This is a genomic window from Pseudomonas sp. No.21 (assembly GCF_054558415.1).
Genome location: NZ_BAAJNO010000003.1, coordinates 517,374 through 536,325, shown reverse-complemented (window position 1 = coordinate 536,325; position 18,952 = coordinate 517,374). Strand labels below are relative to the sequence as shown.

Sequence of the window (18,952 nt, the reverse complement as noted above, 5' to 3'; positions counted from 1 at the left end):
TTGATCACAGCTCGGCGGCCTTGATGCCGGCGGAATAGCGTTTTTCCAGGAAGCGCAGGGCCAGCAGGGAAACGCTGGTCAGCACCAGGTAGAGCGCAGCCACGGCCAGGTAGAAGGTGAAGGGCTCGCGGGTCGCGTCCGCGGCGCTCTTGGCCTTGAACATCATGTCCTGCAGGCCGACCACCGAGACCAGCGCGGTGGCCTTGGTCAGTACCAGCCAGTTGTTGGTGAAGCCGGGGATGGCCAGGCGGATCATCTGCGGCACCAGCACGCGGAAGAACACCTGGCGACCGCTCATGCCGTAGGCGAAGCCGGCCTCGCCCTGGCCCTTGGGGATCGCCATGAAGGCGCCACGGAAGGTCTCGGACAGGTAGGCACCGAAGATGAAGCCCAGGGTGAAGACCCCGGACCAGAACGGGTCGAGGTCGATGTAGTCCTCGTAGCCGACCATGGGCGCGACCATGTTCACCACCTGCTGGCCGCCGTAGAAGATCAGCAGGATCAGCACCAGGTCGGGAATGCCGCGGATCACCGTGGCATAGGTCTCGCCCAGCAGCGCCAGCCAGCGCACCGGCGACAGGCGGAACGCCGCGCCGACCAGGCCCAGGACGATGGCCATGGACATGGACGACAGGGCCAGCAGAAGGGTGAGCCAGGCACCATCGAGAATGGTCGAGCCGTAGCCGTTGAGCATGTTCAGGTCCTCATGCAGCGCCCCGAATGGAACCGGACAGCACCGCTGCAACGAAAAAGTGGCACAACCTGCAGGTTAGCCGCGAACCATGGAGCCTGGCGTCGCGGCGCTGCGGCCGCTCGCTGGCGACCTCAACGTCCTGGTTGTGCCACTTCCGGGAATGGCCAGACAACCTATCGAAGCACCAAAAACGCAGGCGAGGCAGGCAGCGCGAGGCAAGAACAGGCGAAAGAGCGGCGTTTACGAGCTGTAAATGAGCATCTTGAGCCTGTCTTCAACGCTGCGCTGGCAACGCAGTCGGTTTTTGGCGGCTTGATCAGTTGCCGTACACGTCGAACTGGAAGTACTTGTCCTGCACTTCCTTGTACTTGCCGTTGGCGCGGATGGCGGTGATGGCAGCGGTGATCTTGTCGGCCAGGGCCTTGTCGCCCTTGCGCACGGCGATGCCGGCACCCTCACCGAAGTACTTCGGATCGGTGTAGTCCGGGCCCACCAGGGCGAAGCCCTTGCCAGCCTCGGTCTTGAGGAAACCGTCGTCGATGTTCACGGCATCGGCCAGGGTCGCGTCGAGGCGGCCGGAGGTCATGTCGAGGAACACTTCGTTCTGCGAGCTGTAGCGCACCACTTCGATACCGGCCGGTGCATACACCTCGGTGGCGAAGCGGTCGTAGGTGCTGGCGCGCTGCACACCGACCTTCTTGCCCTTCAGGTCCACCAGCGGATCGTTGATCACGGTGCCGGCCTTCATCGCCAGCTTGATCGGGGTCTGGTAGTACTTGCCGGTGAAGTCCACGGACTTCTTGCGCTCATCGGTGATGGTCATCGACGACAGGATGGCGTCGAACTTGCGCACCTTGAGGGCCGGGATCAGGCCGTCGAACTCCTGCTCGATCCACTTGCACTCGACCTTCATCTCGGCGCACAGGGCATTGCCGATGTCGTAGTCGAAGCCGGTGATCTTGCCGTCCGGAGTCTTGTAGGCGAAGGGCGGATAGGCCGCTTCGATACCGATGCGCAGGGGTTTGGCTTCATCGGCCACAGCAGCCAGCGGCGACAACAGGGAAAGCGCCATGGCGCCGAGAAGTGCGATCTTCTTCATCTTTTGACTCCTACGAATGGGTATGGCTTCTGCTGGCAGAGTGAGGATATGCCCAGGCCTTCTGATGAATTGTAGAAAGAGGCGCCGGGTTTACCTTGATCGATCTCAGGGAAAATGGCCGTGGCCGGGTGAGCGGCATTCTAGCGACAGCCCTAAAGTCGATATTTCTTCAATGCGACAACAAATTACAAAAGGCCAGGACGGCCCGGGGAGGAAGGTTGACAGCCCCTCATGAATATGCAGGGATCAGAAAGACAGTAAACCCATGGAAAAAGCAATTACCGCGCCACAAATCCGCCAACCCTTGCAGTACAAGGCTTACATCTTACTTCTAATTTTCTGACCAGCCATTTCCGCGCACCATTTCGAGGCGAAGTGTTTCCACCCGCCCCGTTTCGGCGCGGCGCGTAACAACCCCGGCGTTACCCTGACCGGTCGGTCCCGCCCCTTCCCGCACAAAGTCGTTTCGCCGATATAAATCAGTCGCTTGGCGTCGTCCCTGGCACGACCAAAAACCCGCGGCGCCCTCACCTGCCCTTCCAGGAACGAAAGCGCTCTGTCTGCGTGCAAGTTGCGCTCGACCTCCTGGAGGGGCATTTGACGGCTGCCCCAACGTTTCTCGCCCAGCGCATGACCACATGGTGCGCACGGGCTTTTCGTAGGGTGGTGTAGAGCGGAGCGAAACCCACGCGGTGGAGGAAGAAGAAGCCATACCCCCGAAAAATACCGCGCCAGAGCGCTTCCTAAAGAACCACAACAGCTCAGGCCGGCATCGCCAACGAAAACGCCCCGCCGCGGCTTGTGGCCGGGGCGGGGCGTGGGTGTTGCGCGCAGGCGCCGGGTCAGGCGGCCTGCATGGTGCGGTGGGTGTCGATGAGGTGCTGCACCACGCCAGGATCGGCCAGCGTGGAGATGTCGCCGAGGCTGTCGTACTCGGCCACGGCGATCTTGCGCAGGATGCGGCGCATGATCTTGCCCGAGCGGGTCTTGGGCAGGCCCGGTGCCCACTGGATGACGTCCGGCGTGGCGATGGGGCCGATCTCGCGGCGCACCCATTGCTTGAGCTCCTGGCGCAGCGCCTCGGAGGACTCCACGCCCGCATTGAGGGTGACGTAGACGTAGATGCCCTGCCCCTTGATGTCGTGGGGGACGCCGACCACGGCCGCCTCGGCGACTTTCGGGTGGGCGACCATCGCGCTCTCGATCTCGGCGGTGCCCATGCGGTGGCCGGAGACGTTGAGCACGTCGTCGACGCGACCGGTGATCCAGTAGTAGCCGTCCTCGTCGCGACGGGCACCGTCACCGGTGAAGTACATGCCCTTGAAGGTCTTGAAGTAGGTGTCGACGAAACGGTCGTGATCGCCGTACAGGGTACGGGCCTGTCCCGGCCAGGAGTCGATGATCACCAGGTTGCCTTCGGCGGCGCCCTCGATCAGGTTGCCCAGGTTGTCCACCAGGGCAGGCTGCACGCCGAAGAAGGGCCGCGCGGCGGAGCCCGGCTTGAGGGCGTGGGCACCCGGCAGCGGGGTCATCAGGCAGGCGCCGGTCTCGGTCTGCCACCAGGTGTCGACGATCGGGCAGCGGGACTGGCCGACGTTCTCGTAGTACCAGTGCCAGGCTTCCGGGTTGATCGGCTCGCCCACCGAACCCAGCAGGCGCAGGCTGGAGCCATCGGCACCGGCCACGGCGGCCTTGCCCTCGGCCATCATCGCGCGGATGGCGGTGGGGGCGGTGTAGAGGATGTTGACCTTGTGCTTGTCGATGATCTTGGCGACACGGCTGACGTCCGGATAGTTCGGCACGCCCTCGAACATCAGGGTGGTGGCGCCATTGGAGAGCGGCCCGTACACCAGGTAGGTGTGGCCGGTAACCCAGCCGATGTCGGCGGTGCACCAGAAGACTTCGCCCGGACGGTAGTCGAACACGCGCTCATGGGTCAGCGAGGCGTAGACCAGGTAGCCGCCGGTGGTGTGCAGCACGCCCTTGGGCTTACCGGTGGAGCCGGAGGTGTAGAGGATGAACAGCGGGTCCTCGGCGCCCATTTCCTTCGGCAGGCACTGGCTGGAGGCGACCTTCATCAGATCCTCGTACCAGACGTCGCGATGCGGGTTCCACTTGATGTCCGAACCGGTGCGCTTGACCACGATCAGCTTCTGCACGCTGCTGGTCTCGGGGTTGGTCAGGGCGTCGTCGACATTGGCTTTCAGCGGGGTCTTCTTGCCGCCGCGCAGGCCTTCGTCGGCGGTGATCACCACCTTGGACTTGCAGTCGATGATGCGACCGGCCAGGGCCTCGGGGGAGAAGCCGCCGAAGACCACGGAGTGGATGGCGCCGATACGGGTACAGGCCAGCATGGCCACCACCGCCTCGGGGATCATCGGCATGTAGAGGGTGACCACGTCACCGCGGTGCACATCCTGGCCGCGCAGGGCGTTGGCGAACTTGCACACTTCTTCGTGCAGCTCGCGGTAGGTGATGTTGCGGTGCTCGGACGGGTCGTCGCCTTCCCAGATGATCGCCAGCTGGTCGCCACGCTCGGCGAGGTGACGGTCCAGGCAGTTGGCGGACAGGTTGAGGGTGCCGTCGGCGAACCACTTGATGTCGACGTGGTGGTCGTCGAAGGAGGTCTGCTTGACCTTGGTGAACGGCTTGATCCAGTCGATGCGCTGAGCCTGCTCGCGCCAGAAGCCGTCGGGGTTGATCACCGACTGCTGGTACATGGCCTTGTAGGTCGCCTCGTTGGTCAGCGACTTCTCAGCCACCTCGGGACGCACCGGATACAGTGAAGCAGCACTCATGTTCATACCTCGACGGGCAGTTGTTTTTGTATGCCGCCTTTTGTATCCCCCGCCTCCCTGTGGGGCCATTCGACCATGGTCTTACCGCATACGGACTATGGTCTAAGGCCGCCCCAGAGCCCTCGCGGCGGGCCCTGCGCAGACGGGCGCAAGGGTCGAGGGCACGCCACCGCCGGCCTCACGGGGCAGCGGCCTGCCCCAAGAAAATGAACATAAAAACGAACGGGCGATTTCCTGGGCACGCCATCAGATCTCTATAACCCCCGAATACAGGCCGAAACATTTAGCCAAAACCTATCGATTGGCTTTATTCGATTCCAAATGGTAATTTTGTGTTCATTATGTCGAACACAAAACCTTACTCCCTGCACTTCTCCCGCCTGGTGTCCCGCGAAGGACACTGGACCGGCGACCTCTAGCGCCCTCCCCCTCGTCCACCCCTGGCCGCGCCGGGATTCCCCGGGAATGACCCTGCGCTCGCCAACCACCGAGACCCCCTGGCGTCCGTCACCCATGACGACGCCCCTGCATGCCCATGGGAGGGCACCATGCGTTCCTGGTTCTATCTGCTCACGGCGATCTTCTTCGAAGTCGTCGGCACCACCTCGATGAAATTCGCCACCGAATACGCACCCCTGCTCGGCTACCTCGCGATGTACGTGCTGATCGGCCTGTCCTACTTCTTCCTCGCCCTGGCGGTGAAGCGCGTCCCGGTTGGCGTCGCCTATGCGCTGTGGGAAGGCATCGGCATCGTCCTGATCACCGCCGTCAGCGTCGCCTGGCTGGGCGAGAGCCTCGGCCTGGCCAAGGCGCTGGGCCTGGCCGTGATGATCGTCGGCATCCTGCTGATCAAGTTCGGCACCCGCGCCGAGCCCGTGGCCCGCGGCCAGGAGGTGGCGGCATGAGCGGCGTGACCTGGATCCACTTCGCCTGGCTGGGCGTGGCCATCGCCCTGGAAGTGCTGGCCAACGTCCTGCTCAAGTACTCCGACGGCTTCCGTCGCCGCGTGCTCGGCGCCGTCTCCATCCTCTGCATCCTGGCGGCCTTCACCGCACTGGCCCAGGCGGTGCGCGGCATCGAGCTGTCACTGGCGTATGCCATCTGGGGCGGCTTCGGCATCCTCGCCACGGTCGCCATGGGCTGGGCACTGTTCGGCCAGCGCCTGGCGTGGAAGGGCTGGCTCGGCCTGGTCATGCTGGTGCTGGGGATGGGCCTGCTGAAACTGGCGTGACCCGCCCTGTGCGGAAGGGCAGATCGCAGGCAAAAAAATGGGCGACCCTCGGGTCGCCCGCTCAATCATTCCGGGAGAGGAATGTAGAAACGCTAGTGTCCGCATCACGCAAGATTCAGACAGCGCCCTTTTTACCCACCCGCCTGCCCACCGGCCATTGCACCAAGGTCTAACAGGCCGTTGAAACCTGGACGGCAGGACCGGCCGGGAGCGCAGGGTACGCAGGCATCCTGCGGGCGCTTTCAATGCCGCAGCCGCAACGCGATCGGTTTTTCAACAGCCCGCTAGGCCTCCTCGCGCCCCAGCCCGTGCTGGCGCAGCTTGTTAGCGATGGTGGTGTGCGACACCCCCAGGCGCTTGCCCAACTGGCGGCTGCTCGGATGGTCGGCGAACAGGCGTTCCAGCACGGCCTTCTCGAAGCGCCCGAGGATCGCCTCCAGCCCGCCCTCCAGGGAGAAGTCCCCCAGCGGCTGGGGTGCGCCGTAGTCCGGCAGGCGGATGTGCTCGGCCTTCACCGTGCCCCCCTCGCACAGGGAAACGGCCTGGAACAGCACGTTCTCCAACTGCCGCACGTTGCCCGGCCAGTGGTAATGGCCAAGGCGCTCCAGCGCCTGGGGCGCCAGGCGGGGCAAGGCACAGCCGATCTGCCGGCTGGCCGAGTCGAGGAAGTGCTCCACCAGCGGCCCCAGCCCGTCCAGGCACTCGCGCAGCGGCGGAATGTGCAGCGACAGCACGTTGAGGCGGTGATAGAGGTCCTGGCGGAACTCGCCCCGGGCGCAAAGCTCCGAGAGGTCCACCTGGGTCGCGCAGATCACCCGCACGTCCAGGTACACCTCCTCGTCGCTGCCCACGCGGCGGAAGCAGCCGTCCTGGAGGAAACGCAGCAACTTGGCCTGCAGGCGCGGGCTCATCTCGCCGACGCCATCGAGGAACAGCGTGCCGCCGGCGGTCAGCTCCAGCAGGCCGAGCTTGCCTTCCGGGCGCGCGCCCTCGAAGGCGCCGGGGCCGTAGCCGAACAGCTCGGTCTCGGCCATGGACTCAGGCAGGCCGGCGCAGTTCAGCGCCATGAAGGGCGATTGCCCGCGCGGGCTCGCCAGGTGACAGGCGCGGGCCAGCAGCTCCTTGCCGGTGCCGGTCTCGCCCTCGATCAGCAGCGGCGCATCCAGGGGCGCCATGCGCCGGGCCTCGCGCACCACGGCGGCCATCACCCGCGAACTCTGGAAGATGCTGTCGAAGCCGCGCAGCTCCTGCTTGCGCACGTGGTAGATGCGCTCGCCCACGCGGTCCGCGCGGTGCAGGGTGAGCACCGCACCAGCCAGGGCCTCGCTCTCGTCGTGCTCGGATTGCAGCGGCGCGATATCGGCGAGGAACACATCGCCCTTGACCTTCACCCGCAGGCCGTTGATGCGCGCCTTGTTGGCCCGCACCAGCTCCGGCAGGTCGAAATCCTCGGTGTAGCGCGACAGCGGGATGCCCGGCACCTCGTCCACGCGCACGCCCAGCAGCTGCGCGGCGGCGCGGTTGGCGGCGACGATGGAGCCGCCCATGTCGATGGACAGCACCGGGAACTCCAGCGCCCCGAGCAGCGCGTTGAGCTCCAGGTGGCGACGCTCGCTGGGCATCAGCCCCACGCGCTTGACGCCGAAGACACCGGGGATGCCCTCGAGCTTCGGCCGCAGCGATTGCAGCTGCAGGTTGATCAGGTTCGGGCAGAGCAGGTAGATCGCGTTGCCCTGGTCGCCGCCGACTTCGCCGCGGTTGACGTTGATGCCGTAGTCGACGAGCAGGTTGAGGATGTCGCGCAGGATGCCTACGCGGTTCTGGCAATGGACTTTGATACGCATGCGGCACCCCGGAACGGGTTCTTGTCTGGGGCGCGGGGCTGAAAATCAGCGTCCTGCCCGATTTTTCCGTCAAGAATATGTGACGACTTGCCCCACCAGCAAGGCGACTCCGCCTGATCCCGACCAATACGTAAACATTTCTTTACGCAAATTCCGCCTTCATCCCGGTCGCTGTAGCCGCCAGCGGGCTGCGCGACGCAGGGTTAGGGGTTATCCATGGCTCAACACAACAACGAAGCCCCGCCCCAGGAGGCCGAATGAAAACCACGCAATACGTGGCCCGCGAGCCGGACGAGAACGACTTCATCCACTACCCGGACAGCGAGCACCAGGTGTGGAACACCCTGATCACCCGCCAGCTCAAGGTGATCGAAGGGCGCGCCTGCCAGGAGTACCTGGACGGCATCGAGCGCCTCGCCCTCCCCCATGACCGCATCCCCCAGCTGGGCGAGATCAACCGGGTGCTGCAGGCCGCCACCGGCTGGCGCGTCGCCCGCGTCCCGGCACTGATCCCCTTCCAGACCTTCTTCGAGCTGCTGGCCAGCCAGCAATTCCCGGTGGCCACCTTCATCCGCACGCCGGAAGAGCTGGACTACCTGCAGGAGCCGGACATCTTCCACGAGATCTTCGGCCACTGCCCCCTGCTGACCAACCCCTGGTTCGCCGAATTCACCCACACCTACGGCAAGCTCGGCCTCAAGGCCACCAAGGAGGAGCGCGTCTACCTCGCCCGCCTGTACTGGATGACCATCGAGTTCGGCCTGGTGGAAACCGCCCAGGGCCGACGCATCTACGGCGGCGGCATCCTCTCCTCGCCGAAGGAGACCGTCTACAGTCTTTCCGGCGAGCCCGAGCACCAGGCCTTCGACCCGCTGGAATGCATGCGCACCCCGTACCGCATCGATATCCTGCAGCCGCTCTACTTCGTGTTGCCGGAGCTCAAGCGCCTGTTCGAACTGGCCCACGAGGACATCATGGCGCTGGTGCACCAGGCCATGGCCCTCGGCCTGCACGCGCCGAAGTTCCCGCCCAAGCCCAAGGCGGCCTGAAACCCTTTCCCGCCGGTTGGCGCCACGAGCCGCGCCAACCGGCCAGCCCTCTACCTGGAGAACCCCATGACCGCACTGTCCCAAGCCCATTGCGAAGCCTGCCGCGCCGACGCGCCCAAGGTCTCCGAGGCCGAACTGGCCGAGCTGCTCAAGCAGATCCCCGACTGGAACATCGAAGTCCGCGACGCAATCATGCAGCTGGAGAAGGTCTACCGCTTCAAGAACTTCCGCCATGCCCTGGCCTTCACCAATGCGGTGGGCGCCATCGCCGAGGAAGAAGGCCACCACCCGGGCCTGCTCACCGAGTGGGGCAAGGTCACCGTCACCTGGTGGAGCCACGAGGCCAAGGGCCTGCACCGCAACGACTTCATCATGGCCGCCCGCACCGACGAGGTGGCCGAACGCGCCGAGGGCCGCAAATGAGCCATTTCGCCCCGGTCGGGCGCGTGCCCGGCGACCCCATCCTCGGCCTGATCGAGGCCCACCGCGCGGACCCCAACCCGGCCAAGATCGACCTCGGCGTGGGCGTCTACAAGGACAGCCAGGGCCTGACCCCCATCCCCCGTGCGGTGAAGCTCGCCGAGCAGCGCCTGGTGGAGGTGCAGCGCACCAAGACCTACATCGGCGGCCACGGTGACGCCGCCTTCGGCCGCCTGCTGGGCGAGCTGGTGCTGGGCGCGGGCTCGCCGCTGCTGACCGGCCAGCGCGCCGGCGTGACCCAGGCCCCGGGCGGCACCGGTGCCCTGCGCCTGGCGGCCGAGTTCATCGCCCGCTGCCTGCCGGGCCGGGGCATCTGGGTCAGCGACCCGACCTGGCCGATCCACGAGACCCTGTTCGCCGCCAGCGGCCTGGCCGTGCACCACTACCCCTACGTCGGCGCCGACAACCGCCTCGACCTGGAAGCCATGCTCGCCGCCCTGGAACAGGTGCCCGAAGGCGACGTGGTGCTGCTGCACGCCTGCTGCCACAACCCCACCGGTTTCGACCTGGGCCGCCACGACTGGCAACGGGTGCTGGAGATCGTCCGCGCGCGCCGCCTGCTGCCGCTGCTGGACTTCGCCTACCAGGGCTTCGGCGACGGCCTGGAGCAGGACGCCTGGGCCGTGCGCCTGTTCGCCGAATCGCTGCCGGAGGTGCTGATCACCAGCTCCTGCTCGAAGAACTTCGGCCTCTACTGCGAGCGCACCGGCGCCCTGGTCGTCTGCGCCGCCAGCCCCGACCAGCTCATCGACGTGCGCAGCCAGCTGGCCTTCATCGCCCGCAACCTCTGGTCCACCCCGCCGGACCATGGCGCGGCGGTGGTCGCCACCATCCTCGGCGATGCCGAGCTGAAGGCCGTGTGGCTGGAGGAGCTGGACGCCATGCGCCGCCGCGTCGCCGAACTGCGTGCCGGCCTGGTGGAGGCCCTCGCGCCCCACGGCCTGGCCGAGCGCTTCGCCCACATCGCCCGCCAGCGCGGCATGTTCTCCTACACCGGCCTGAGTGCCGAACAGGTGGCCCGGCTGCGCAGCGAGTCCAGCGTCTACATGGTCAGCAGCGGCCGCGCCAACATCGCCGGGGTGGACGCCTCGCGCCTGGGCGACCTGGCGCAGGCGATCGCACGGGTGTGCTGAGGCGCCCTTCCCTCCCCGCCCCTCGTACCCGACGGGGCGGCGGCGCGGCCTGGCGCCGGTGGCTCAGTGCTGCAACAGCGCGATGGCCAGGCTGAGGCCGAAGAACGACAGCACCGTGGCCATCACCAGGGTCGCCGCGCAGCGCGCCTCCAGGCCGAAGCGCATGCCCACCAGCGGGTAGATGCTCATCATCGGCGCGCAGGCGAAGAGAATGCCCGCTGCCATCAGCGCGGGCTCCACCGGCGGCAGCAACCAGAACAGCCCCGCCACCGCCAGCGGGTGCAAGGCCAGCTTGCCGAGGCTGATGGCCGCCATGTCCGGCAGCAGGCCACCGAGGCGCACGCCATGCAGGGTGCCGCCGATGACGAAGAGCGCGGCCGGTGCCGAGGCCGACGCCAGCATCTCCACCACCCGCGCGGGCACGGCCGGCAGGCGCAGCCCCAGCAGCGAGAGGCCGACGCCCACCAGCATGGCGATGATCAGCGGGTTGCGCGCCAGACGCCCGAAGGTCCCGCGCAGGGTGTGCCAGCCCCCCTCGCCGCGCTGCTGAGCCGATTCGGCCAGGGCCAGCGCCAGGGGAATCATCAGCAGGTTTTCCACCACCATGTTCAACGCCAGGCCGAGCACCGCCGTGGGCCCCGCCACCATCACCACCACCGGGTAGCCGACGAAGCCGCTGTTGGAGGCCGACATGCCCAGCCCGGCGATGGCGGCATCGGCCAGGCCACGCCCGCGCACCAGGCGGAAGTACGCCAGGCCGAGGCCGAACACGGCCAGCGAGCCCAGCCCGTAGGCCAGCAGGTACCAAGGGTTGAACACCTCGCCGATGGGGCGCTCGGCCAGTGCCTTGATCACCAGCGCGGGCAGCGCGAAGTTGAGCACGAACGCGCCGATGCCACGCACCTGCTCACGGCTGACCAGCCCGCCCAGGGAGGCGGCGAAGCCCAGGCCGATGATCAGGAAAACGGGGGCGGTGATGGTGATGACGTCGAGCAACGGCGGCCTCGGGGCGATCGCGGTGAAGTGGCGCCAGTATCCGTCAGCGGGCCCCGCCAGGCGCGGTGCCCAGTGGCGAAACCCGCCGATAATCGCCCGGCTTCGCCACCCGGGTCCTGGCGGGCTAGTAGTCCACCTTGCCGCGACCGGCCTTGATCGCACCGCGCTTGGACTTGCCATCCAGGCGGCGGGTCTTCGAGCCCAGGGTCGGCCGCGTCGGGCGGCGCTTCTTCTCCACCTTGCCGGCGCTGCGGATCAGTTCCGCCAGGCGCTCCAGGGCATCGGCGCGGTTCTGCTCCTGGGTGCGGTATTGCTGGGCCTTGATGATGATCACGCCCTCGCCGGTGATGCGACTGTCGCGCAGCTCAAGCAGGCGCTCCTTGTAGAACGGCGGCAGCGACGAGGCGTGGATGTCGAAGCGCAGGTGCATCGCGCTGGACACCTTGTTGACGTTCTGCCCGCCGGCGCCCTGGGCGCGGATGGCGGTCAGCTCGATTTCATCGTCGGGCAGGTGGACGCTGTTGGAGATCAGCAACATGGCACGGGCCGGATAGCGGAAAGAGCGACAGGATAGCGCCGCAGCCCACTTAAATCTCGCGGCCTGTACCCTCGCCTCGTTCATACAAACTTACCAATCGCCCTGCCCCGCCACTTCCCGCGCTCCCGCCGAGCCCCTAATTTAGGCGCCTTGTCTCCAGGGGGCGCGGCAATGGATTCGATCACCCAGGCGGTATTGGGCGCGACGGTGCAGACGGCGGTACTGGGCCGCTGGCAGGGACGCAAGGCATTGCTCTACGGCGCGGCGCTGGGGACCTTGCCGGACCTCGACGTGCTGATCCGCTACCAGGATGAGGTGGACGTGATGACCCGCCATCGCGGCTTCAGCCATTCGCTGCCGGTGCTCACCCTGCTGGCGCTGGTGCTGACCCTGCTCCTGCGGCGCTGGCGACCCAACCCCGGCTATTCGGGGCGACGGCTGTTCCTCGCCCTCTGGCTGGTGCTGATCACCCACCCCTTGCTCGACGCCTTCACCAGCTACGGCACGCAGCTGCTCTGGCCCTTCACCCCGCCGCCGACGGCCTGGTCCAGCATCTTCATCATCGACCCGCTCTACACCTTGCCCCTGCTGCTGGCCGTGCTCGCCGGGCTGGCTGCAAGCCCAGGGGGCAAGGCACCGCGCGGCCCCTTGCTGGCGCTGGCCCTGTCCAGCCTCTACCTGGCCTTCACGGTCGCCGGCAAATGGATGGCCGAGCAGCGGGTCGAGGCCGAGCTCGCCCGCCAGGGCGTCCGGGCGCAGGCGTTGTTCGCCTCGCCGACGCCCTTCAACAGCCTGCTCTGGCGGGTCACGGTGCTGGACGGCGAGCGCTACCACGAGGCCCTGGTGAGCGGGTTCGACACGGCACCGCCCGCCCTGGTGACCCTGCCACGTGGCACCGCCCTGGCCGAACACCTCAAGGCATCGCCGCAATACGCACGGCTGGCGTGGTTCACCGACGGCGTACTGCGCTTCGACCAACTGGGCGACGCCCTGGTGGTGACCGACCTGCGCCTGGGCTTCACCGGCTACCACCCGTTCCGCTTCGTCCTCGCCACGCGCAGGGGCGACACCTGGGTGCTGCCGGCCGTGACCGAGCGCCTGCCCGCCGTGCGAGGCGACCTGCAGCAGTTGGGGCTGATCTGGCGGCGCATCTGGAACCAGGACGCCAGCGTGCCGCTGGCAGACTGGGGCGCCGGGCTGCAACGCGTACCCTGATGCCTTCTCGCGCCGCTGGGCTACGCTTTAGCAGCCAGTCTGCGCCTAGGGAGGAACGGCATGAACATTCGCCAGAAAATGGTCGCTTCAGGGGCCATCAGCGTCATCGCCGCCGCCCTGCTCGGCGGCATCGGCTTCTGGGGCCAGACCCGCCTCGCCGACGCGCTGGCCGAGAACGAACTGAGCGTCAGCGCCCTGCGCAACCACCTGGAGGGCGACATGATGCACGACGCCCTGCGGGCGGACGTGCTTGCCGCCTTCGTCGCCGAACCTGGCGACAGCGCCGCCGCCGACCAGGTGCGCCAGGACCTCAAGGAGCACAGCGACTGGTTCCGCAAGGCCATGAGCGAGAACGCCAGCCTGCCCCTGAGCGCCAACATCAAGCGCGCCATCGGCGATTCGCAGCCCGCGCTGGAGTCCTACATCACCGCTGCCGAGAAGATCATCGACCATGCCCTGCGCGACCCGGCTGCAGCGCGCGCCGAGCTGCCGGCCTTCAACACCACCTTCGGCGAGCTGGAGGAGCGCAACGAAGCCCTCAGCAGCCTGATCGAGGAGCACGCCGCCGAGGCGCGCAACGCCAGCGAGGCCGCCGTGAACCAGGCGGCCATGTGGCTGGTCGGCGGCATCCTCGTCGTCTGCCTGGCGCTGTGCCTGGCCACCGGCCAACTGATGCGCACCGTGCTGCGCCCGCTGGAGAAGACCGTCGCCGCTGCCCGTGCGATCGCCCAGGGCAACCTGCGCAACACCATCAGCGTCGACAGCAACGACGAGGCCGGCCAGTTGCAGCAGGCGCTGGCGGACATGCAGAACAACCTGCGCCAGATGATCGCCGACATCCGCCAGGAGAGTGAGGAGCTGCGGGGCACCGCGCACACCCTCAGCGACACCTCGCGCGGTATCGTCGATGGCGCCAGCGAGCAGGCCGACAGCGCCACCAGCATGGCCGCGGCGATGGAGGAGATGATCGCCAACATCGCCCAGATCGCCGAGCACGCGCGCAACGCCCAGGGCATCTCCGCGCACTCCGAAGGCCTGGCCAGCAACGGCGGACAGGTGATCCTCGGCGTCGTCGACGGCATGAACCGCATCGCCGACGCGGTGAACAGCTCGTCCAGCACCATCACCGCGCTGGGCCGCTCCTCGGAGGAAATCCACTCGATCATCCAGGTGATCAAGAGCATCGCCGAGCAGACCAACCTGCTGGCGCTCAACGCTGCCATCGAAGCCGCGCGGGCCGGCGAGGCGGGTCGCGGCTTCGCCGTGGTGGCCGACGAAGTGCGCAACCTCGCGGCACGCACGGCGCAGTCCACCCAGGAGATCACCGGCATGATCGAACGCATCCGCGAGAGCACCGAACAGGCGGTCAGCAGCATGCAGACGGGGGTGACGCGGGTGAACGACGGCGTCTCCCTGGCCACCCAGGCCGGCACCTCCATCAGCGAGATCCGCAACGGCGCCCACCGTGCCGCCGAGGTGGTCGAGGAGATCTCCCAGACCATCGACGAGCAATCCCGGGCCAGCAGCGAGGTGGCCCAGCGGGTGGAGACCATCGCCCGCATGTCGCGGCAGAACACCGAGGCGATGCACGAGTTGGCCGACGCCGCGCAACGCCTCGACAACGTGGCCGAGGCGATGCAGACCTCCGTGGCGCGCTTCCAGGTGTGAGCGCGCCTCCGTAGGGCGGGTGTAACCCGCGATCCTCGATGCGACCCGCGACGCATGACCCCAGACGAAAAACGACCAGGCCGCCCGAAGGCGGCCTGGTCGTTTCAGGGTGCCGCGCAGTGCCGGGGCTCAACCGGCGGCCTGCACCGCCTCCAGCAACGTCGGCAGCGGCAGCGCCTGGGCGGCCGCGATGGTCAGGCCCACGCGGCTGCCGGCGGCGCCGACCCACTGGCCGAGGCTTTCCGCGGCCATCTGCGTGGCATTGAACTGTGCATCCAGCCGCTTCAGGTCACCCGCCGCCTCGATGGCCGAGTGCAGCGCCTGGGGGTCCATCGCCTGGGCGGTGTTGACGCTGATGGCGGTGTTGATACCGGCCGCCTCCACCGCCTGCTGCAGGTTGCCGAACGGCAGCTCGGCGCCGTTGAACTCGACGCTGAAGCGCTTGGTGTTGGCGGTTGCGTTGATGCTCAGCAGCAACGCCCCGGCGCCCATCGCCTGGGCGGTGTTGACCTTGATCTGGGTATTGGTGCCCGCGGCCTCGATGGCGGCGAGCAGGCCCTTGTCGTCGAGCTGGCCGCCATGGAAGGACAGCCCCAGGTGGGTGCCGTCGCCTGCGGCCTGCATGACCGCCTGCAGGGTCTCCTGCTTGACGGCGTGGGCGGAGTTGATGCCGATGGCGGTGCTGCCGGCGGCTCGCTCCACGGCCTGGAGGATATTGGCCTCCAGCAGTTGCGCGCCGTTGAACTCCAGGCCCAGCCCACCCTCCCTGGACGCGGCATCGATGATGCCGAGCAGGCGTTCGATGGGCACCGCGTGGCCCGCATTGATGTCGATGCCGACCTGGCGCCCGGCGGCGTCGACCAGTTGGCGCAGCGCCTCGTCGTCGGCCTGCGCGCCGTTGAAGCTGACCTTCACCTGCTTGCCGTGGCCGGCGGCGTTGATGACCGCGAGCAGCGCGCTGGTGTTGACGTTCTGGGCCTTGCCGATCTCGATCGCGGTGCGCTCGCCCGCGAAGCTGGTGGCCTGTTGCAGGTTGCGCGGGGTCAGCCGGGCACCGTCGAAGCCCAGCACCAGCTGCTTGTCGCTGCCGGCGGCGCTGACCACCGAGAGCAGGTCACCGATGTCCAGGCCGTGGGCGGCGTTGAAGGCGATGGTGGTGTTCTCGCCCGCCGCCTGGATGACCTGGCGCAGGACGTTGATACCGACGGATGCGTCGAATTGCAGAGCAAGCTTCATCTGGGGACTCCTTCTGGCTTCCTCCTCGGGGCGACGGACAACCATAACGTCCGTCCCCGTCAGGGCAAGGCCAGGGGATGCCCGGGATGCGAGCGGGGATTCGGAGATTGCCGACATCCACAGGGGCGATCGCCGTAGGCCGTCACTCCCAGACGTCGTTCACCCCCATCCGCTCGTTGCTTTCACGCCCCAGCTCACGCCCATCGCGTGCCTGCACCAGCGACTGTCCGAAGGCCACCTGTTCGCCATTCACGCGGTTGTGGGCCGGGGCGTCGCGGGTCGGGCTGAGCAACAGGCGCTGCTCGTCGAGGTGGCGCACGCGGGTGCCGGCGGGGTAGTCCCAGTCGCCCAGCGAGTAGGGCGCGGCCAATCGCCCATCCCAGCGCAGCAGGTTGCGCTCGCCATCGAGCATCAGGTTCAGCTCCAGCAGGCTCATGCCCTCCAGCGACAGCGGCCCGGCGCTGTCGGAAACCCGCAGGGTCCAGCCGTAACCGTTGCCGTAGACCAGGCTGCCCAGCGGCCACTCCAGCCCGAACAGCCGGCTGCCGGGCACCAGCGGGCAGCGGTCGAAGCGCCAGCGCGACGGCTGCAAGCGCTCCTCGACCTCGCGGCGGTACTCCACCCAGTCGTTGCCCGCGCAGGGCCAGCCCTCGACGACGCTGTCGTGCACCAGGCGCATGCGCGAGAAATAGTGGTGCAGCGGCAGCTCCAGGGCGTCCACCTCCAGGCCCAGCACGCGCTGCGGCCTGGGCAGCCAGGCCTCGATCAGGCTGTCCAGCCCATGGGGCTGCGGCTGGTCCTGCCAGTCCAGGGGCTCGAAGGTATCCAGGCGCACCTGGCTGCCGGCGGGGAACAGCAGCTCACCCAGTTGCAGGTCCTGCTCCAGGCGCGGGTTGAGGGCGTCGTGCTCGGCCTGCATCTCGGCTTCCATCTGCCGCTCCTGCCAGAGAATCAGCACGCCCAGCGCGGCGAAACACAGCAGCAGCACGCCCAGCACGCCATAGCGCCAGGGCCGCGCCAGGACGTGACGACGCGAGCGCGGCAACGCCAGCGCCAGCGACAGGGCCAGCAGGCCGGGCACGGACAGCACGGCCAGCAGCACGGCGATGCCGAAGATCAGGATGAAGGTGGGATCGGGGCCGAAGATCATTGCGGATGCACCCTCCATGGACAGGCGGCGCGACATGCTCGCAGATCGCCCGGCAGCGCGCCACGCTCGGTGCACGCCGCCCATGAAAAGGCCCGGCGCGAAGGCCGGGCCCGGGTGAGGCGTGGCGAGGTCAGCCGGCGGCGTAGGCCTGCTTGGCCCGCGCGGCGCTGGACAGCTTCAGGCGGTAGCAGCCCGCCATCACCAGCAGCCACACCGGAATGGCGTAGACCGACACCTGGATACCGGGGATCAGCAGCATCACGCCGAGGATGAAGACCACGAAGGCCAGGCACAGCCAGTTGCCGAAGGGCGACCAGAGGGCGCGGAAGGCGGTGCGGGTGCCTTCACGGTCCATGTGCTGGCGGAACTTGAGGTGCGAGTAGCTGATCATCGCCCAGTTGATCACCAGTGCCGCCACCACCAGCGACATCAACAGCTCCAGCGCGTTGTGCGGCACCACGTAGTTCACCACCACGGCGAGGAAGGTCACCAGCGCCGAGACCACCAGGGCACGCACCGGCACGCCGCGCGTGTCGACCCGCGCCAGGGATTTCGGCGCATCGCCCTGCTCCGCCAGGCCGACCAGCATGCGGCCGTTGCAGTAGGTGCCGCTGTTGTAGACCGAGAGCGCGGCGGTGAGCACCACGAAGTTCAGCAGGTGGGCCGCGGCGTCGCTGCCGATCAGCGCGAAGATCTTCACGAACGGGCTGCCGCTGTAGGGATCGCCGGCACTGTTGATGCTGGCCAGCAGCGCGTCCCACGGGCTCAGCGAAAGCAGCACCACCAGGGCACCGACATAGAAGATGAGGATGCGCCAGATCACCTGGTTGATCGCCTTGGGGATCACCTGGCCGGGCTTCTCGGCCTCGGCGGCGGTGAAGCCGAGCATCTCCAGCCCACCGAAGGAGAACATGATGAAGGCCATGGCCATCACCAGCCCGCCGACGCCGTTGGGGAAGAAGCCGCCATGGGCCCAGAGGTTGGACACGGTCGCCTGCTCGCCACCGGAGCCGCTGAACAGCAGCCAGCAGCCGAGCACGATCATCCCGACGATGGCCACCACCTTGATCATGGCGAACCAGAACTCGGCCTCGCCGAACAGCTTCACGTTGGCCAGGTTGATGGCGTTGACCAGCACGAAGAAGGCCGCCGCCGTGGCCCAGGTGGGCACCTCGGGCCACCAGAAGTGGATGTACTTGCCCACAGCGGTGAGTTCGGACATGCCGACCAGGATGTACAGCACCCAGCAGTTCCAGCCCGAGAGGAAGCCGGCGAAGCCGCCCCAGTACCTGTGGGCGAAATGGCTGAAGGAGCCGGCGACCGGCTCGGCGACGATCATCTCGCCGAGCTGGCGCATGATCAGGAAGGCGATGAAGCCGCAAATGGCGTAGCCGAGGATCATCGAGGGGCCGGCGGACTTGAGCACCCCGGCCGAGCCGAGGAAGAGCCCGGTGCCGATGGCGCCCCCGAGGGCGATCAGCTGGATGTGGCGATTCTTCAGGCCGCGCTGGAGCGTGCCCTGGGATTGCGTGTCGTGCATGGCGTCACCTTTTGTTGTTTTCGTGACGGAAATCGGACCCGCAGCGCTTGTGGCGCGACGGAATGGCAAGGCGGGTGGACCTTTCAGCGGGCGTCGGGCGGCACCTCCCCAGGGGAACGGGGGGGATGGGCGCGACGCGTCGCGTTGACAGGGATGCACGCCGGGGCCGGCAGGTCACAGGCGATGGCGGATACGGGGAGGCCGGGCGCACGGGCGCCGGGTTGCAAGGCTGGGGTCATCGAGGACCTCCGGGTGTTGTTGTCATGGGCGTGCTCGATGGC

General features: G+C 67.4%; 16 protein-coding genes and 1 pseudogene. 8 read left to right on the top strand and 9 right to left on the bottom strand.

From position 1 onward, the window contains the following. Positions 1 to 4: 4 nt before the first annotated feature. The 3 genes from ACYJSS_RS08355 to acs form a co-directional block, all read right to left on the bottom strand. Complete coding sequence (locus ACYJSS_RS08355) at positions 5 to 694, bottom strand: ABC transporter permease (protein ID WP_111261872.1); 690 nt, start codon at positions 692 to 694, stop codon at positions 5 to 7. Between the two features lie 316 nt (positions 695 to 1,010). Continuing rightward, positions 1,011 to 1,793 (bottom strand): ABC transporter substrate-binding protein, encoded by a 783-nt coding sequence (locus ACYJSS_RS08350; protein ID WP_111261871.1) that lies wholly within the window; start codon positions 1,791 to 1,793, stop codon positions 1,011 to 1,013. Between the two features lie 842 nt (positions 1,794 to 2,635). After that, positions 2,636 to 4,591: an acetate--CoA ligase gene (gene acs / locus ACYJSS_RS08345; protein WP_111261918.1), complete on the bottom strand. Its 1,956-nt coding sequence runs from the start codon at positions 4,589 to 4,591 to the stop codon at positions 2,636 to 2,638. A 548-nt stretch (positions 4,592 to 5,139) separates the two neighbouring features. Between acs and ACYJSS_RS08340 the strand changes: the two genes are divergently transcribed. Together ACYJSS_RS08340 and mdtI are read left to right on the top strand one after the other, a co-directional pair. After that, a complete protein-coding gene (locus ACYJSS_RS08340; protein WP_111261869.1) occupies positions 5,140 to 5,496 on the top strand; it encodes an SMR family transporter in 357 nt (118 codons plus the stop codon). Next, positions 5,493 to 5,822 carry a multidrug/spermidine efflux SMR transporter subunit MdtI gene (mdtI, locus tag ACYJSS_RS08335; RefSeq protein WP_111261868.1) on the top strand — a complete coding sequence of 110 codons (330 nt, stop codon included), beginning with the start codon at positions 5,493 to 5,495 and terminating at the stop codon, positions 5,820 to 5,822. The genes ACYJSS_RS08340 and mdtI overlap by 4 nt, the downstream gene beginning before the upstream one ends. A gap of 284 nt (positions 5,823 to 6,106) precedes the next feature. On the opposite strand, the gene ACYJSS_RS08330 is transcribed toward mdtI, so the two are convergent. Further along, entirely contained in the window at positions 6,107 to 7,666 is a 1,560-nt protein-coding gene (locus tag ACYJSS_RS08330; protein WP_111261867.1) for a sigma-54-dependent transcriptional regulator, read from the bottom strand. Positions 7,667 to 7,923: 257 nt separating this feature from the next. Here ACYJSS_RS08330 and phhA point away from each other — a divergent pair, with 257 nt between their 5' ends. From phhA to ACYJSS_RS08315, 3 genes are all read left to right on the top strand, one after another. After that, positions 7,924 to 8,715 (top strand): phenylalanine 4-monooxygenase, encoded by a 792-nt coding sequence (phhA, locus tag ACYJSS_RS08325; protein WP_111261866.1) that lies wholly within the window; start codon positions 7,924 to 7,926, stop codon positions 8,713 to 8,715. A 66-nt stretch (positions 8,716 to 8,781) separates the two neighbouring features. Continuing rightward, positions 8,782 to 9,138: a 4a-hydroxytetrahydrobiopterin dehydratase gene (locus ACYJSS_RS08320; protein ID WP_111261865.1), complete on the top strand. Its 357-nt coding sequence runs from the start codon at positions 8,782 to 8,784 to the stop codon at positions 9,136 to 9,138. After that, positions 9,135 to 10,328, top strand: a complete 1,194-nt coding sequence (locus tag ACYJSS_RS08315) for an amino acid aminotransferase (protein WP_236206181.1) — start codon at positions 9,135 to 9,137, stop codon at positions 10,326 to 10,328. Before ACYJSS_RS08320 ends, ACYJSS_RS08315 begins: the two co-directional genes overlap by 4 nt. 63 nt (positions 10,329 to 10,391) lie before the next feature. Here the strand turns inward: ACYJSS_RS08315 and ACYJSS_RS08310 are convergent, their stop codons facing one another. Both ACYJSS_RS08310 and arfB read right to left on the bottom strand, forming a co-directional pair. After that, complete coding sequence (locus ACYJSS_RS08310; RefSeq protein WP_236206180.1) at positions 10,392 to 11,324, bottom strand: AEC family transporter; 933 nt, start codon at positions 11,322 to 11,324, stop codon at positions 10,392 to 10,394. Between the two features lie 124 nt (positions 11,325 to 11,448). Next, entirely contained in the window at positions 11,449 to 11,862 is a 414-nt protein-coding gene (gene arfB / locus ACYJSS_RS08305; protein WP_111261862.1) for an alternative ribosome rescue aminoacyl-tRNA hydrolase ArfB, read from the bottom strand. Between the two features lie 171 nt (positions 11,863 to 12,033). On the opposite strand from arfB, the gene ACYJSS_RS08300 reads away from it, so the two are divergent. From ACYJSS_RS08300 to ACYJSS_RS08290, 3 genes and pseudogenes are all read left to right on the top strand, one after another. After that, positions 12,034 to 13,077 carry a metal-dependent hydrolase gene (locus ACYJSS_RS08300; RefSeq protein ID WP_236206179.1) on the top strand — a complete coding sequence of 348 codons (1,044 nt, stop codon included), beginning with the start codon at positions 12,034 to 12,036 and terminating at the stop codon, positions 13,075 to 13,077. Positions 13,078 to 13,137: 60 nt separating this feature from the next. Further along, a pseudogene (locus ACYJSS_RS08295) lies at positions 13,138 to 13,890 on the top strand (HAMP domain-containing protein); the annotation flags it as partial. Beyond that, the gene (locus ACYJSS_RS08290) at positions 13,882 to 14,745 is read left to right on the top strand and encodes a methyl-accepting chemotaxis protein (RefSeq protein WP_371921696.1); all 864 of its coding nucleotides are present in this window, start codon (positions 13,882 to 13,884) and stop codon (positions 14,743 to 14,745) included. The pseudogene ACYJSS_RS08295 and the gene ACYJSS_RS08290, both read left to right, overlap by 9 nt. Positions 14,746 to 14,874: 129 nt before the next feature. Here ACYJSS_RS08290 and ACYJSS_RS08285 read toward each other — a convergent pair whose 3' ends face one another. The 3 genes from ACYJSS_RS08285 to ACYJSS_RS08275 all read right to left on the bottom strand — a co-directional run bounded on the left by ACYJSS_RS08285 (position 14,875) and on the right by ACYJSS_RS08275 (position 18,671). Beyond that, the gene (locus ACYJSS_RS08285; RefSeq protein ID WP_236206178.1) at positions 14,875 to 15,981 is read right to left on the bottom strand and encodes a hypothetical protein; all 1,107 of its coding nucleotides are present in this window, start codon (positions 15,979 to 15,981) and stop codon (positions 14,875 to 14,877) included. Between the two features lie 142 nt (positions 15,982 to 16,123). Then, a complete protein-coding gene (locus ACYJSS_RS08280) occupies positions 16,124 to 17,167 on the bottom strand; it encodes a hypothetical protein (RefSeq protein ID WP_146603052.1) in 1,044 nt (347 codons plus the stop codon). Positions 17,168 to 17,261: 94 nt separating this feature from the next. Further along, positions 17,262 to 18,671 (bottom strand): amino acid permease, encoded by a 1,410-nt coding sequence (locus tag ACYJSS_RS08275; protein WP_236206177.1) that lies wholly within the window; start codon positions 18,669 to 18,671, stop codon positions 17,262 to 17,264. Positions 18,672 to 18,952 lie beyond the last annotated feature (281 nt).

Excerpts from the sequence above, each read along its gene's own strand:
- ACYJSS_RS08280 (WP_146603052.1), bottom strand. The coding sequence starts at position 17,167 with ATGTCGCGCCGCCTGTCCATGGAGGGTGCATCCGCAATGATCTTCGGC.
- ACYJSS_RS08300 (WP_236206179.1), top strand. The coding sequence starts at position 12,034 with ATGGATTCGATCACCCAGGCGGTATTGGGCGCGACGGTGCAGACGGCG.
- phhA (WP_111261866.1), top strand. The coding sequence starts at position 7,924 with ATGAAAACCACGCAATACGTGGCCCGCGAGCCGGACGAGAACGACTTC.
- ACYJSS_RS08320 (WP_111261865.1), top strand. The coding sequence starts at position 8,782 with ATGACCGCACTGTCCCAAGCCCATTGCGAAGCCTGCCGCGCCGACGCG.
- ACYJSS_RS08290 (WP_371921696.1), top strand. The coding sequence starts at position 13,882 with ATGCAGAACAACCTGCGCCAGATGATCGCCGACATCCGCCAGGAGAGT.
- ACYJSS_RS08285 (WP_236206178.1), bottom strand. The coding sequence starts at position 15,981 with ATGAAGCTTGCTCTGCAATTCGACGCATCCGTCGGTATCAACGTCCTG.
- ACYJSS_RS08275 (WP_236206177.1), bottom strand. The coding sequence starts at position 18,671 with ATGCACGACACGCAATCCCAGGGCACGCTCCAGCGCGGCCTGAAGAAT.
- arfB (WP_111261862.1), bottom strand. The coding sequence starts at position 11,862 with ATGTTGCTGATCTCCAACAGCGTCCACCTGCCCGACGATGAAATCGAG.
- mdtI (WP_111261868.1), top strand. The coding sequence starts at position 5,493 with ATGAGCGGCGTGACCTGGATCCACTTCGCCTGGCTGGGCGTGGCCATC.
- ACYJSS_RS08355 (WP_111261872.1), bottom strand. The coding sequence starts at position 694 with ATGCTCAACGGCTACGGCTCGACCATTCTCGATGGTGCCTGGCTCACC.
- ACYJSS_RS08315 (WP_236206181.1), top strand. The coding sequence starts at position 9,135 with ATGAGCCATTTCGCCCCGGTCGGGCGCGTGCCCGGCGACCCCATCCTC.
- ACYJSS_RS08330 (WP_111261867.1), bottom strand. The coding sequence starts at position 7,666 with ATGCGTATCAAAGTCCATTGCCAGAACCGCGTAGGCATCCTGCGCGAC.
- ACYJSS_RS08350 (WP_111261871.1), bottom strand. The coding sequence starts at position 1,793 with ATGAAGAAGATCGCACTTCTCGGCGCCATGGCGCTTTCCCTGTTGTCG.
- ACYJSS_RS08340 (WP_111261869.1), top strand. The coding sequence starts at position 5,140 with ATGCGTTCCTGGTTCTATCTGCTCACGGCGATCTTCTTCGAAGTCGTC.
- acs (WP_111261918.1), bottom strand. The coding sequence starts at position 4,591 with ATGAGTGCTGCTTCACTGTATCCGGTGCGTCCCGAGGTGGCTGAGAAG.